We start from the raw sequence: 13,184 nt of genomic DNA on the forward strand, positions 1-13,184 counted from the left end.
AAAAAACAGCGGCCCAAGTTGAGCCGCTGTTTTCAAATTTACTTGTGTAACCGGATCAGTCCAGCGTGCGGGTGACTTCTTCGCGCTCGAAGATTTCGATCACGTCGCCTGCGCGGATATCGTCGTAGTTCTCGAACGCCATACCGCATTCCTGACCCGACTGAACCTCGGCCACTTCGTCCTTGAAGCGCTTCAGCGTCTTCAGCGTGCCTTCGTGGATCACCACGTTGTCGCGCAGCAGACGGACGCCTGCGGAGCGGCGGGCAACGCCTTCGGTGACCAGACAGCCAGCAACCTTGCCGACGCCAGTGACCTTGAAGACTTCGCGGATCTCGGCGTAACCGATGAACTTTTCGCGGATCTCGGCGCTCAGCAGGCCGGAAGCGGCGGCTTTCACGTCATCCACGAGGTCATAAATCACCGAGTAGTAGCGGATCTCGACACCCTTCTGGTTCGCTGTGTTCCGTGCCGATGCGTTGGCACGGACGTTGAACCCGAAGATCGGTGCGCCGGAGGCTTCTGCCAGCCCGACATCCGTCTCGGTGATCGCACCCACGCCCGAGTGCAGAACGCGCACGCGCACTTCGTCGTTGCCGATCTTCTCCATCGCCTGAACGATGGCTTCGGCCGAACCTTGTACGTCCGCTTTCATCAGAATCGGCAGCTCGGTGACGTTTTCGTCTTCCTTGGCCTTCTGCATCAGCTGCTCAAGGGTGGTCGCGGCACCGGCGGCGGCGCGTTTGTCCTTGGCGGCTTGCTCACGATAGGCAGCAATCTCACGCGCCTGCGCTTCGGTCTCGGTCACGTTCAGAACGTCACCGGCTTCGGGCGTACCGTTGAGACCCAGAACCTCGACCGGAACCGAGGGGCCAGCTTCCTTGACGCGGTCACCCTTGTCGTTGATCAGCGCACGCACCTTACCGTATTGCTCACCCACAACGAAGATATCGCCCTGACGCAGCGTGCCGTTCTGAACAAGAACGGTGGCCACGGGGCCGCGACCCACATCCAGCTGCGCCTCGATCACAGCGCCTTGGGCGGCGCGGTCGGGGTTGGCTTTCAGTTCCAGAATTTCGGCCTGCAGCGCGATGGCTTCCAGCAGTTCGTCCAGACCCTGACCGGTGATGGCAGAGACTTCAACGTCCTGAACATCACCCGACATTTTCTCGACGATCACTTCATGCTGCAGCAGATCGGTCCGCACCTTGTCCGGGTTTGCATCTGGCTTGTCGACCTTGTTGATCGCCACGATCATCGGCACTCCGGCCGCTTTGGCGTGGTTAATCGCCTCGATGGTCTGCGGCATCACGGCGTCGTCCGCCGCAACAACCAGAACCACGATATCCGTGACCTGAGCACCGCGCGAACGCATCGACGTAAACGCCGCGTGGCCCGGAGTATCCAGGAATGTCAGCGTGGTGCCGCCATCGGTTTTCACCTGATAGGCGCCGATGTGCTGGGTGATGCCACCGGCCTCACCGGCCACAACGCGCGCGTCGCGGATTGCATCCAGCAGCGAAGTCTTACCGTGGTCAACGTGACCCATGATGGTGATGACCGGCGGACGCGGCTGCAGATCATCTTCGCTGTCTTCGACCTCTTTGATGACGTCTTCAACGTCCGAATCGGAGACACGAGTGACCTTGTGGCCAAACTCTTCGATGATCAGTTCCGCAGTGTCAGCATCGATGGTCTGGTTTTGAGTAACCATCATGCCCATCTGCATCAGCGATTTGACAACATCGGCCACACGCTCGGCCATACGGTTGGCCAGTTCCGAAACCATGATGGCCTCGGGCAGCTGAACGTCACGGATGACCTTTTCGCGTTCAACCGAACCGCCCATAGCTTTCTGACGCGCACGCTCTTGCTTGCGCTTCATCGCGGCCATCGAGCGTTGGCGGTTGCCTTCGCCACCAGTGGCCTGACCCAATGTCAGCTTGCCCGAACGGCGGTTGTCGTCGCGGCCTTTGCCACGACCACGCTGTTCACGCTCACGATCCTGTTTGCGCGGAGCAGCCGCAGGTGCAGGCTTGCTGGCCGGGCTGCGGGCCGCTTTGGGCTCTTCTGGGGCCGGTGCGGCAGCAGCGCGTTTGGCAGCTTCTTCTGCCTCTTGGCGCTTGCGCTCTTCCTCTTCGGCCTTGGCGCGGGCTTTCTCTTCGGCCTCACGCTGTTCGCGTTCCTTGGCCTCTTGTTCCGCACGGCGACGGGCGCGTTCTTCTTCACGCGCCTTTTCAGCAGCCTCACGGGCGGCGGCCTCTTCGACCTCGCGCGCTTTGGCGGCTTGCAATGCCTTCATCCGGCGGGCCATTTCCGCGTCGGAGATCCCGGCAGGACGGCGCGACGGATCACCCGAGGGCGTTGCTCCGCCACTCGGCTTTCCGGCACCCGGCTTGGGGACCACCACGCGTTTGCGTTTGGTTTCCACCACGACATTCTTGGTGCGTCCGTGGCTGAAACTCTGTTTCACATTTCCGGGGCGTGCCCCGCCACGAAGACCCAATGTCTTTTTGCCGTCATTATCGCTCATAAAGCTTCTTACCCTTCCGCGCGGCCCCTGCCGCCGTCATCCGTTTCGCGCAAGCCACGCAGGCGCTGCGCTTCCTCTACAACACGTTTGGCGAGTCCGCCAGAGGCCAGCGCCGCATGAATCACGGTTTGGCGCCCAAATGCCGCCCCTAACTCGTCCGCAGTGAGCCATCCGATGTATTTTCCGAAGTGCGGCGTGCTGAGTTTCGACTTGCCGCGCCCCGATCCATCGCTGGCCTGAATCAGTACCTGAGCCTCTTCCCGGTCCAGCCACGTCTTGACCTTTTCGTATCCGGCGACCGCATCGCCGGACTTGCGCGCCAGGCTGAGAAGCTCAACCACACGACGCGCGACTTGTTTTTCGACCTCATCGGCCAGGTCCGCTTGGGCCGAGACCTGAGCCTTGAACCCGCGCGAGAACAGCTTTTTGCTGACCGCCTTGTCCAAGGCTGCGCGATCTGCCGCCACATAGACCCCACGCCCCGGCAATTTCGCCGCGACATCGGGATAGACCTGACCATCCGGCCCCGTCACAAAGCGGATCAACCCGTATTTGGGCTGAACCTCGCCCGTGGCGATGCACTTACGCTCAGGTCCGTCGGACCGATCCTTATGGACGCCACCGCGACCCATCTCAGCCACCCGAGGCCCTGAGATCAGGCCTCGGCCTCCTCTTCGGCTTCGACGTCTTCTTCTGCCTGCTCCAGCTCGGCCGGATCAACCCAGCCCAACATGATCCGAGCCGTCATGACCAGATCCTGCGCCTCTTCCAGCGTTACGCCGAACGGCTCAAGCACACCGTCATCCTTGATACGCTCACCATCGACCGTGGTCCAGCCACCGGCCAGTTCCCAGTCGGCACAGGTTGCGAAGTCTTCCAAGTTCTTCACATCATCCTTGGCCAGCGCTTCTACCATCTGGGGTGTCAGGCCTTCGAATTCAATAAGGCTGTCCTCGGCACCCAGAGCGCGCGCGGCATCCAATGCGGCCTTGGCCTGCGCCTCAAGGAAGTCACGGGCACGGGCCTGCAGTTCCTGCGCGGTGCCTTCGTCGACGCCGTCGATGACCAGCAGTTCGTCCAGCTCAACATAGGCAACCTCTTCGAGGTTGGTGAAGCCTTCGGAAACCAGCAGCTGGGCAAAGAACTCGTCCAGATCCAGGCTGTCCATGAACAGCTGGGTGCGGGCTTCGAATTCTTTCTGGCGACGCGCCGATTCCTCGGCTTCGGTCATGATGTCGATGTCCAGGTTGGTCAGCTGGCTGGCCAGACGCACATTCTGACCACGGCGGCCAATTGCCAGCGACAGCTGTTCTTCAGGAACAACAACTTCGATCTTGCCGGCTTCTTCATCCAGAACCACCTTGGACACCTCGGCAGGCTGCAGAGCGTTCACCAGGAAAGTCGGCTGATCTTCGTTCCACGGAATGATGTCGATCTTTTCGCCCTGCAGCTCGTTCACAACGGCCTGCACGCGGCTGCCGCGCATACCAACGCAGGCACCCACAGGGTCGATCGAGCCATCATACGAGATCACAGCGATCTTGGCGCGCGAGCCGGGGTCACGGGCTACGGCCTTGACTTCAATGATGCCGTCATAGATTTCCGGCACTTCCATTTTGAACAGCTCGGCCATGAATTCCGGCGCGGTGCGCGACAGGAAGATCTGGTGGCCACGCACTTCGCGGCGAACCTCTTTGATGTAAGCGCGCACGCGGTCATTCGGGCGATAGCTTTCGCGACCGATCTTGTCATTGCGGCGCAGAACGGCCTCGGCACCGCCCAGATCGACGATGACATTGCCGAATTCCTCGCGCTTGACCGCACCGTTGATGATGGTGCCAGCACGATCCTTAAATTCTTCGTACTGACGATCACGCTCGGCTTCGCGGACCTTCTGCAGGATCACCTGCTTGGCGGACTGAGCCGCAATACGGCCCATTTCAACCGGCGGCACTTCTTCCACGAACACGTCGCCAACCTCAGGCGATTCCATGTACTGACGCGCCTGCTCGACGGTCATCTCCGCCTGGTAGTTTTCCAGTTCCTCTTCCTCGACCACGGTGCGGACGCGGGTAAAGGTCGCCTTGCCGGTCTTGCGGTCGATCGACACGCGGATGTCCATTTCGGCGCCGTAACGGCTCTTGGCGGCACGGGCGAGCGATTCCTCCATCGCTTCGACAACCAGACCGGGGTCGATCATCTTTTCGCGGGCCACGGCCTCGGCGGTCTGCAGCAGCTCCAGCTGGTTGGCTGAGGTGATTGCCATCAGTTCGTCTCCTCTTCGGACCCTTCGGTCTCAATCTCGTCGAAAGCGTTTTCGTTCAGGGCACCGGCGTCTTTGCGCTGGCGCAGCATTTCCTTGATCAGGTCATCAGTCAGGACCAGCTTGGCATCGCTCAACCAGTCGAATTGCAGGCCGATGGTGATCGTTTCAGACCCTTCGGGGATGTTGATCAGAACCTCATCCCCTTCGATCCCGGCCAATTCACCCTTGAATCGGCGGCGACCGTCGATCAGCTCGGCAGTTTCGATCTTGGCCTCATACCCTTCGAAATTCTCAAAGTCCTTGAGACGGGTCAGAGGGCGGTCAATACCGGGGCTCGAGACCTCTAGCGTATAGGCGTCAAGGATCGGGTCCTCGACATCCAGCGTGGCGCTGACGGCGTTTGAAATCTCAGCGCAGTCATCCACTTCGATACCGCCATCGGGCTTGTCGGCCATGATCTGCAGCGTGGTTTGCTTGCCGCTCATCAAACGGACGCGGACGAGTTCATACCCCAGATCCTCGATCACGGGGGTGATGATCTCGGCCAGTCGCCGGTCAATGGCCGCTTTGGCTATCAGGTCGTTTGTCATCAGGTTCTCTACCCTTCGATCGGGCACAAAAAAACGGGCGCGCGGCCCGTCGAATTTTCCGGTGGAGCCTTGGACCAGAAGTCCAACGCGCCGCTGTTGCAACTGCATATACGCAGGAGTTCCCGAGTCTGCAACCCCCGGCGCAATTCGTGATCGGATTTACGCCAACCACCACCGTTCAGCGATGCGACCATCATCCAGCGTCGCTTTGCCGATCTGCCGCGGCATCCCGACCTGAGCCGCCACAGCCAGCGCCATATCCGATTCGCTAGGGTAGTAGCGCAGCCCCCGTTGGGACTTAAGTTCGCCCCTTTCGGGCAGGGCGGCAATGTCCACATACCCGTCGCGCAAAGCTTCGGCCCGAACACGCGCATCGGGGATCACGATGATTTCGACCGTATCGACCCAACCGGCCTGCCCGTCCTTGTAGTGCCCGGCAACTTTGCGGCCCAGGAAATGACGCCCATCCTCGGCCCGCTCGACCCGGTAGCATCCGGTCCCGTTGGCCGCATGCAAAGGCGTAACCGACTGCCCATCGCGCGTTACGACAAAACGGCTATCAGCCAGCAGGAAAGGAAGACCGGGATTGGCCTCGGCCAGATCCAGCCGCACGAGATCAGCGGCCAGGGCTTCGGCCTGCCCAAGTTCGGCCAGCACGGCCACAACATCGTCAGCGTGTAACGCCGTTCCATCGTGGAACGAGACGTCTTGGCGCAGATCAAACCGCCAGATGCGCGCGTTGTCTTTGGTCTGCCATCCTTTCGCCAACTCCCCACGCAACGTGCCATCCGGTGCGATCTCGGTCAGGGTGTCGAACACGGCCCCACGGGCCAATTGCTCCAAACTGTCATCGCGCGGAACTGCCAGCCGCAGCGCGCCACCTTTCTTCGGAGTATCGGCCAGCGACGCCCCCGTCGCCGCCAGCAACGCAGCGGCGGCACCCGATGCAAACAGGGCACGGCGGTCCATCCGGGTCATGCGCCCCCCTCGGCCACGCGGTCCATGATGCGGACCAGCTCGGCACTTATTCCGGGTTCCGATAGGGCGTGGCCTGCATGGCGAACCATCTTCAGTTCGGCATTGGGCCAACGCTCGGCCAGCGACCACGCCGCCTGAGGCGGGCAGATCATGTCATAGCGCCCCTGTACGATATGTCCGGGGATATGCGCGATGCGATCCATCTGATCCAGAATCTGCCCATCCTTCTGCAGAAAGGCATTGTTGGTGAAATAGTGATTCTCGAGCCGCGCAAAGGCCCGCGCGTATTCACCGGGGCTTTCGCCGGTCGACCCGTTCGAATGGATTGATGCCAGAGCGTTCTCCCAAGCTGACCAAGCGCGCCCGTACAGGACCTCGGTTGCCCGGTCGCCCGAGAATAGGCGTTTGTTGTAGGCCGCAATCGTGTCCGACAGCTCTTCCTCGGACAGCAGGGCGGTGAATTTTGCCCACTGCTCGGGCCAGAACTTGCCCGCGCCGCCGCCGTAGAACCAATCCAGCTCGGCCTGCGTCGCAAGAAAAACCCCGCGCAGGACTAGACGGCTGACGCGATCCGGATGCGCCTGCGCGTAGATCAACGCCAGAGTCGCGCCCCAGCTGCCGCCAAACACGGTCCATTCGTCGATATCCAGCAGCGACCGCAGCCGCTCGATGTCCTTAACCAGATGCCACGTCGTGTTGTCCTCGACCGAGGCATGAGGCCGCGATTTCCCGCACCCGCGCTGATCAAACAGAATCACCCGGAAAACACGTGGATCGAAGTACCGCCGCATCGCGGGACTGCAGCCACCGCCCGGCCCCCCATGCAGCACAACCACCGGCACCCCGTCGGGATTGCCGCTTTGCTCCATATAAATCTGGTGCCCATCGCCCACACTGACCAACCGCTGATCAAAAGGATCGATCGGCGGGTAGAGATATTGCACTGCGCGCTTTTGGTCCGGGTACTTGTCCATTATGGCCCTATATAGTCCTTAAGACGTAAAAGAGCATACGGAGACAGGAATGCAAGCGCATCCGAACACGGTCGACCCATCCGAGATCGCTAAATTCGAGGCGATGGCAGCGGAATGGTGGGACCCGCATGGGAAATTCAAACCTCTGCACATGCTGAATCCGTGTCGTCTGGACTATATCACACAGCAGATTGCGGGTGAGTTTGACCGCGACCTGACCGCACCTATGCCTTTTGAGGGCCTGCGCCTTCTGGATATCGGCTGTGGCGGAGGGCTGCTGAGTGAGCCCATGGCCCGCCTTGGTGCCACCGTCGTGGGGGCCGACGCCGCTGCGGGCAACCTGCCCGTCGCCCGCATCCATGCCGAACAATCGGGGCTTGAGATCGACTATCGCCACACCACCGCCGAGGACATGGCCGCCGCGGGCGAGCAGTTCGACGTGGTGCTGAACATGGAAGTGGTCGAACACGTCGCCGACCCGCTTAGCTACCTGACCGCCACGCAACACTTGCTGAAACCCGGCGGGCTCGAGATCTGCTCAACCATCAACCGCAACCCGAAATCCTATGCGATGGCCATCTTCGGGGCCGAGGTCGTCATGCGCTGGCTGCCGCGCGGCACGCATGAATGGAACAAGTTCATCACCCCCGATGAGCTATTCGACCTACTGCGCCAAGCCGGGTTGGAGCCGGTGGACCGCAAGGGCTTCGTGTTCAATCCAATCCTCTGGAGCTGGTCGATCTCGGACCGCGACTTGAGCGTGAATTATGTGACGGCGAGTGTGAAGCCGGGGTAGATTCAGCACAAATTTCAAAACAATCAGCAACTGGACAATTGGGTGGTTCCTTCCGCTCTATGATCGAAATCCGTTTGCCGGAAGCGTTTTGGGCTTAGCTTGCATATCTTCTTCGCTCATCGCGATTAGCGTGTTGATGCTTGCGATTGAAGAGATCACCGGAGTTTCAATACCAATATCAGAACTTGTATTGGCGCTTCTTATCATCACGCTGGTGAAACCAGTGTTTATGGTGATGTGCCTAGCATGCGAATTACTGTGGCGGAATTTTGGCGTCTATTCTCAGCTGAGAATTAGTGGTTGCCCTATTCGCGAAAGCTATGATTCTGAGGACCAAAGCAAGATCGCCTCGCGTTCTAAAGAGCCCAATTCTGGTGCAGAGTAGCATTTCTCACCGCTACTCCCCCTCCAACTGCAACCGCAAATCCCTCAACACGGGCAGCGTGCTGCGGACGCGCTCCAACCCCAGCTCTCCAACGACTCGGTTGATCAGCGGGGCAATCGAGGAAATCGCCTGATCGCGCGCGCGGCGGCCGGCGGGGCTGATGGCGACCATCTTGCGGCGGGCGTCGTCCCAGTCGGGGCGGATGTGGATGTAACCGGCCCATTCGAGCTTGGCCAAAGTGTTGGTCATCGCCCCTCGGGTCACGTGGAAGGTGCTGGCGAGTTGCGCGGGCGTCCGTTCTCCTCCGGCATAGGCCAGATGGTTCAGTACCGAGAAATGCGAGATTTCCATGCCCTTGGGCAGCACCCGGCTCAGCCGGTTGCGCAATAGCTGGTCGGCGGTCAGGATCTCGCTGAAAAGCGTGACCGCAAGGGCATTGGTGTCGTCTGTCATGGTCCGGTTCTGGTTCAGGGGCCGTCAAAAGCCCGCACATGGGTCAATGAGGGCACGCGACGGCGCGCCTCGGACACAGAACTATCATCCAATTCGAAAAAGTGAATGCCCGGATCGGTCCCTGCGTCGATCAGAACCTCTCCCCAAGGGGCGACGACCATGCTGTGACCATGGGTGTGGCGGGTTTTGCCCCGCGTTTTGGGATGGGTGCCGGTTTGCGCGGGGGCCAAAACCCAGCAGCCCGTCTCAATCGCGCGGGCGCGCAGCAGTGATTCCCAATGCGCGGCCCCTGTGACGGGCGAAAACGCCGCCGGAACCGTCAAAATCCTCGCCCCGGCCTGCACCAGCGCAGCGTGTAAGTGCGGAAAGCGTATGTCATAGCAGATGGTCAGGCCGACCTTGCCGAACTCCGTCTCGGCGATGACGGCCTTGCCACCGGGACGGTAATTGGCCGATTCGCGGAAGGTCTCGGTCTCGGTCACCTGCACATCGAACATATGTATCTTGTCATAGCGCGCCACGATCTGCCCTTTGGGGTCGATCATGAAGCACCGATTGGCGAAGCGACCATCCGCATCATGGGTCTTGATCCCCAATGATCCAATCAGCAGCCAAACTCCCAACTCAGCGGCCTGCGCCCGCAAACCGGCCAGAGTGGTGTCGTCTTCCTCATGCTGCAACACCTCGCGCTGCCGGGTGGTGCTGTTGGACACGCAATTCGTGACCTCGGGAGTCAGGATGAACTGCGCGCCCTGCTCGGCGGCCTCGGCCATCATGGCGCGCACCATTTGCAGATTCGCAGCCGGATCGTCCGACGAGGTGATTTGCAGCAGAGCAGTCTTCATCACGCCGCCAGAAGACGGTCCAGCTTGCCTTGGCGATCCAGCTCATAGAGGTCATCACAGCCGCCCACGTGATCGGGGCCGATGAAGATCTGCGGCACGGTGCGTTTGCCGCCGGCACGTTTGATCATCTCAGGCTTGCGCTTGGGGTGCATCAGCACATCGATTTCCTTGAACTCGACCCCCTTTTGCTTCAGCAGGCGCTTGGCCGCGTGGCAGAAGCCGCACAGAGGCGATGTGTAGATTTCAACAGGTTTCATAAATCCGTCCCTTCGGGTTTCACACAATCTTGTGCGAATTAGGCATCCTTGGCAACGCGCGCCAGTACCAACACGAAAATATGATTTGCCCCCGCGGCAAGACATGCGCGCGTACAGGCTGCGAGCGTCGCACCCGATGTCATCACGTCATCCACCAAAAGGATATTGCGCCCTTTGATGCGCTGATCCCGTTTGGGATGCGTCGCAATGACCCCATCCAGTGCCTCGGCCCGTTGAGCGGCGGTCTTGCCGTCCAGAACCGGGGTGCGCGCCGTTCGCACCAGCAGGTCTGGGCAGACTTCTAACCCTGTCTCGCGCCCCAGATGCTGTGCCAGAAGCGCCGATTGGTTGTATCGCCGTTTCACCAGACGGGACCAGTGCAGCGGAACCGGAGCGATCAACATGTCGGGCTTCAGAACCTCTCGGCCCGCCTGCGCCATCCAGCGCGCGGCGGGTTTGGCCAGTTCGGGGCGGTCGCCATGTTTCAAGGCCAGGATCATAGATTTCGCCCGCCCCTTATACAGCAACGCCGCGCGCCCGTCCTGCCACGGACGCGGCGTTTTACGGCAATCGTCGCAGTCGATCCGAATGCCGTCCCTTTCGCCGGGGACGGGCATGCCGCAACTGTCGCAGACCGTTCCGCCGATGAACGGCGTGTCCCTCCAACATGTGGCACACAGGCCAAAGTCAGATTCGGTCAGCTCTCCGCAGTTCATGCATCGCGGGGGATAGATCAGGTGCAACGCTGTTTGAACTCGGGGCCAAATGCGATACCTGCGGGGTATGAAAATGCCTGCGTCCAATGCACCCTCTCTGTTCGACCGAGCCACCCTGCGCCACCGCCGCACGCGGGCTAAGGATGAGGCCCTGTTTCTGCACCGCGCCGCTGTGGACGAGGTGCAGGATCGGCTGAGCATGGTTAACAGAACCTTTACGGCGCCCGCGATTGTGACCCCGTTTGCGCATATCTGGCAGGATGTCCTGCTCGGCGCGACGCTCGTGGCGGATGAAGAAACGCTGGAGCTTGCGCCCGGCAAGCATGATCTGGTGGTTCATGCGATGGCCCTGCATTGGGCCAATGACCCGGTCGGCCAGCTAATCCAATGTCACCGCGCCTTGCGCCCAGACGGGTTGCTTCTGACCGTCTGTCTGGGCGGAGAAACCCTGCATCAGCTGCGCGCCGTCCTGGGGCAGGCCGAAACCGAAGTGACCGGTGGCCTCAGCCCCCGAATCGCTCCGATGGGAGAGCTGCGGGATCTAGGAGCTCTGCTGCAACGCACGGGGTTGGCGCTGCCGGTGGCGGATGCGGTGTCTATGACGGCGGAATATCGAGACTTGAACCATCTGATGCAGGACCTGCGCGCGATGGCCGAGACCAACGTGCTGACCAACCGATTGAAATCCCCGACCCGCCGCAAGGTGTTCGAACGCGCGCAGAGCATCTACGCAGAAAATTTCGCGACGCCTCAAGGCCGCCTGCGAGCCACGTTCGAGCTGATCTGCCTGACCGGCTGGTCGCCCGACGACAGCCAACCCAAACCGCTGCGCCCCGGATCCGCCCGGATGCGCCTTGCCGAAGCCCTTGGCACCGACGAAGGCAAACTGTCCGATTGACGACCGGATATTTCCCCTTATCTCAGGCCAGACCTAGAAAATGCAGGAAGACCCAAATGTTTGACGCCACACGCCCCGTGCATGCACCAGCCGACCACCCCAAGGTTAAAATGGGGCGCGTGGGCATCCTGCTGGCCAATTTGGGCACGCCCGATCACTACAGCTATTGGCCAATGCGCCGTTATCTGAACGAGTTCCTCTCGGACCGCCGCGTGATCGACTATCCGGCATGGAAATGGCAGCCGATTCTGCAGGCGATCATCCTGACCAAGCGCCCCTTCAGTTCGGGCGAGGCCTACAAGTCGATCTGGAATCACGACAAGGGTGAAAGCCCGCTGATGACAATCACCAAGGACCAGACCGCCAAGTTGCGCGATGCGATGCAGGCCCGCTATGGCGATCAGGTGATGGTCGATTTCTGCATGCGCTACGGCAATCCGTCGACCAAATCCAAGGTCCGAAATATGGTGGCGGAAGGCTGTGACCGCATCCTGTTCTTCCCGCTCTATCCGCACTATGCCGGGGCCACGACGGCAACCGCCAATGACCAGTTCTTCCGTTGCCTGATGGAGGAACCCTGGCAACCTGCCAGCCGTACGGTGCCCGCCTATTACGACGAACCCACCTATATCGAGGCGTTGGCCCAATCCGTCGAACGCGCTTATGCGAAGATGGAGACCAAGCCTGATGTTCTGGTCTGCTCCTACCACGGGATGCCTGAACGCTATCTGCAACAGGGCGATCCCTATCACTGCCAATGCGTCAAGACCTCACGATTGCTGAAAGAGCGGCTCGGCTGGTCGGACGATCAGCTCGTCTCAACCTTCCAGTCACGCTTTGGCCCGGAGGAATGGTTGAAGCCCTATACAGTTGACCATGTGGCCGATCTGGCGAAACAGGGCAAAAAGAACATCGCGGTGATTGCACCGGCCTTCTCGGCTGATTGCATCGAGACGCTGGAAGAGATCAACGAAGAGATCAAGGAAAGCTTTGAAGAGGCTGGCGGTGAACACTTCACCTATATCCCCTGCCTCAATGACGATGATTCGCATATCGCCGCTTTGGGCAAGATCATCGAAGACAATCTGAACGGTTGGCTGGACTAACAAACCCCGATAGCTAGATATGAAAAAAGGCGGTGGAATGCTCCACCGCCTTTTCTCTGGATTGTGCTCGTCGACTTAGCTTGCTGCAATAGCTGCGGCAACAATAACCAGCAGGATCAGCGGCAGGACGATACCCTGCGACGTGCCCTGAGTTTCTTCAACAACAACAGGTGCCTCAACAACCGGCTCTTCCAGGTTACCAGCATAAGCGGTCGAAGCAGCAGCGGTCAGTGCAGCGGCGAGAACGAGTTTCTTCATATTAACCTCCAGAATCTGCACGGCTCCAGTCCGCGGAACCGCACAACTAAGACTTACCTCGTGATATTTTTCTAATCAGCAAAGCGGTTGGAATGCAATTGCAACTTGCCGATTAATCGAGTCGGTGAGCGA

14 protein-coding genes are annotated in these 13,184 nt (G+C 60.3%); 3 read left to right on the forward strand and 11 right to left on the reverse strand.

Translation table 11 applies throughout. The annotated features are described in order from the left end of the window. Nucleotides 1-55: 55 nt before the first annotated feature. From infB to pip, 6 genes are all read right to left on the reverse strand, one after another. A complete protein-coding gene (gene infB, locus ACR3FB_RS16040) occupies nucleotides 56-2,530 on the reverse strand; it encodes a translation initiation factor IF-2 (protein ID WP_480566249.1) in 2,475 nt (824 codons plus the stop codon). A gap of 8 nt (nucleotides 2,531-2,538) precedes the next feature. Beyond that, nucleotides 2,539-3,162 (reverse strand): RNA-binding protein, encoded by a 624-nt coding sequence (locus tag ACR3FB_RS16045; RefSeq protein WP_425084209.1) that lies wholly within the window; start codon nucleotides 3,160-3,162, stop codon nucleotides 2,539-2,541. 23 nt (nucleotides 3,163-3,185) lie between these two features. After that, nucleotides 3,186-4,796 (reverse strand): transcription termination factor NusA, encoded by a 1,611-nt coding sequence (nusA, locus tag ACR3FB_RS16050; RefSeq protein ID WP_480566247.1) that lies wholly within the window; start codon nucleotides 4,794-4,796, stop codon nucleotides 3,186-3,188. Continuing rightward, complete coding sequence (gene rimP, locus ACR3FB_RS16055; RefSeq protein ID WP_170379971.1) at nucleotides 4,796-5,386, reverse strand: ribosome maturation factor RimP; 591 nt, start codon at nucleotides 5,384-5,386, stop codon at nucleotides 4,796-4,798. Before rimP ends, nusA begins: the two co-directional genes overlap by 1 nt. A 159-nt stretch (nucleotides 5,387-5,545) precedes the next feature. Further along, nucleotides 5,546-6,364 (reverse strand): ABC transporter substrate-binding protein, encoded by an 819-nt coding sequence (locus ACR3FB_RS16060; RefSeq protein WP_480566245.1) that lies wholly within the window; start codon nucleotides 6,362-6,364, stop codon nucleotides 5,546-5,548. Continuing rightward, a complete protein-coding gene (gene pip, locus ACR3FB_RS16065) occupies nucleotides 6,361-7,338 on the reverse strand; it encodes a prolyl aminopeptidase (protein WP_480566243.1) in 978 nt (325 codons plus the stop codon). Before pip ends, ACR3FB_RS16060 begins: the two co-directional genes overlap by 4 nt. A 49-nt stretch (nucleotides 7,339-7,387) precedes the next feature. Here pip and ubiG point away from each other — a divergent pair, with 49 nt between their 5' ends. Next, the gene (ubiG, locus tag ACR3FB_RS16070) at nucleotides 7,388-8,134 is read left to right on the forward strand and encodes a bifunctional 2-polyprenyl-6-hydroxyphenol methylase/3-demethylubiquinol 3-O-methyltransferase UbiG (RefSeq protein ID WP_170641882.1); all 747 of its coding nucleotides are present in this window, start codon (nucleotides 7,388-7,390) and stop codon (nucleotides 8,132-8,134) included. Nucleotides 8,135-8,531: 397 nt separating this feature from the next. On the opposite strand, the gene ACR3FB_RS16075 is transcribed toward ubiG, so the two are convergent. Genes ACR3FB_RS16075 through ACR3FB_RS16090 form a run of 4 tightly spaced genes read right to left on the reverse strand, consistent with a single transcriptional unit; the run spans nucleotide 8,532 to nucleotide 10,877 of the window. Then, nucleotides 8,532-8,972: a MarR family winged helix-turn-helix transcriptional regulator gene (locus tag ACR3FB_RS16075; RefSeq protein ID WP_170379967.1), complete on the reverse strand. Its 441-nt coding sequence runs from the start codon at nucleotides 8,970-8,972 to the stop codon at nucleotides 8,532-8,534. A 14-nt stretch (nucleotides 8,973-8,986) separates the two neighbouring features. Then, complete coding sequence (locus ACR3FB_RS16080; protein ID WP_480566239.1) at nucleotides 8,987-9,817, reverse strand: carbon-nitrogen hydrolase family protein; 831 nt, start codon at nucleotides 9,815-9,817, stop codon at nucleotides 8,987-8,989. After that, nucleotides 9,817-10,074 (reverse strand): glutaredoxin 3, encoded by a 258-nt coding sequence (gene grxC / locus ACR3FB_RS16085; protein WP_170379965.1) that lies wholly within the window; start codon nucleotides 10,072-10,074, stop codon nucleotides 9,817-9,819. The genes ACR3FB_RS16080 and grxC overlap by 1 nt, the downstream gene beginning before the upstream one ends. Before the next feature lie 38 nt (nucleotides 10,075-10,112). After that, nucleotides 10,113-10,877 carry a double zinc ribbon domain-containing protein gene (locus ACR3FB_RS16090; protein WP_480566237.1) on the reverse strand — a complete coding sequence of 255 codons (765 nt, stop codon included), beginning with the start codon at nucleotides 10,875-10,877 and terminating at the stop codon, nucleotides 10,113-10,115. Here ACR3FB_RS16090 and ACR3FB_RS16095 point away from each other — a divergent pair. Both ACR3FB_RS16095 and hemH read left to right on the forward strand, forming a co-directional pair. Then, nucleotides 10,858-11,688, forward strand: coding sequence for a class I SAM-dependent methyltransferase (locus ACR3FB_RS16095; protein ID WP_480566235.1), 831 nt, complete (start codon nucleotides 10,858-10,860; stop codon nucleotides 11,686-11,688). The genes ACR3FB_RS16090 and ACR3FB_RS16095 overlap by 20 nt on opposite strands. A gap of 56 nt (nucleotides 11,689-11,744) precedes the next feature. Next, nucleotides 11,745-12,794, forward strand: coding sequence for a ferrochelatase (hemH, locus tag ACR3FB_RS16100; protein WP_170379962.1), 1,050 nt, complete (start codon nucleotides 11,745-11,747; stop codon nucleotides 12,792-12,794). 75 nt (nucleotides 12,795-12,869) lie between these two features. On the opposite strand, the gene ACR3FB_RS16105 is transcribed toward hemH, so the two are convergent. Then, the gene (locus tag ACR3FB_RS16105; RefSeq protein WP_425084175.1) at nucleotides 12,870-13,052 is read right to left on the reverse strand and encodes a hypothetical protein; all 183 of its coding nucleotides are present in this window, start codon (nucleotides 13,050-13,052) and stop codon (nucleotides 12,870-12,872) included. Between the last annotated feature and the right edge of the window lie 132 nt (nucleotides 13,053-13,184).

The organism is Ruegeria sp. AO1 (genome assembly GCF_056535985.1).

Excerpts from the sequence above, each read along its gene's own strand:
- infB (WP_480566249.1), bottom strand. The coding sequence starts at position 2,530 with ATGAGCGATAATGACGGCAAAAAGACATTGGGTCTTCGTGGCGGGGCA.
- ACR3FB_RS16045 (WP_425084209.1), bottom strand. The coding sequence starts at position 3,162 with ATGGGTCGCGGTGGCGTCCATAAGGATCGGTCCGACGGACCTGAGCGT.
- nusA (WP_480566247.1), bottom strand. The coding sequence starts at position 4,796 with ATGGCAATCACCTCAGCCAACCAGCTGGAGCTGCTGCAGACCGCCGAG.
- rimP (WP_170379971.1), bottom strand. The coding sequence starts at position 5,386 with ATGACAAACGACCTGATAGCCAAAGCGGCCATTGACCGGCGACTGGCC.
- ACR3FB_RS16060 (WP_480566245.1), bottom strand. The coding sequence starts at position 6,364 with ATGACCCGGATGGACCGCCGTGCCCTGTTTGCATCGGGTGCCGCCGCT.
- pip (WP_480566243.1), bottom strand. The coding sequence starts at position 7,338 with ATGGACAAGTACCCGGACCAAAAGCGCGCAGTGCAATATCTCTACCCG.
- ubiG (WP_170641882.1), top strand. The coding sequence starts at position 7,388 with ATGCAAGCGCATCCGAACACGGTCGACCCATCCGAGATCGCTAAATTC.
- ACR3FB_RS16075 (WP_170379967.1), bottom strand. The coding sequence starts at position 8,972 with ATGACAGACGACACCAATGCCCTTGCGGTCACGCTTTTCAGCGAGATC.
- ACR3FB_RS16080 (WP_480566239.1), bottom strand. The coding sequence starts at position 9,817 with ATGAAGACTGCTCTGCTGCAAATCACCTCGTCGGACGATCCGGCTGCG.
- grxC (WP_170379965.1), bottom strand. The coding sequence starts at position 10,074 with ATGAAACCTGTTGAAATCTACACATCGCCTCTGTGCGGCTTCTGCCAC.
- ACR3FB_RS16095 (WP_480566235.1), top strand. The coding sequence starts at position 10,858 with ATGAAAATGCCTGCGTCCAATGCACCCTCTCTGTTCGACCGAGCCACC.
- hemH (WP_170379962.1), top strand. The coding sequence starts at position 11,745 with ATGTTTGACGCCACACGCCCCGTGCATGCACCAGCCGACCACCCCAAG.
- ACR3FB_RS16105 (WP_425084175.1), bottom strand. The coding sequence starts at position 13,052 with ATGAAGAAACTCGTTCTCGCCGCTGCACTGACCGCTGCTGCTTCGACC.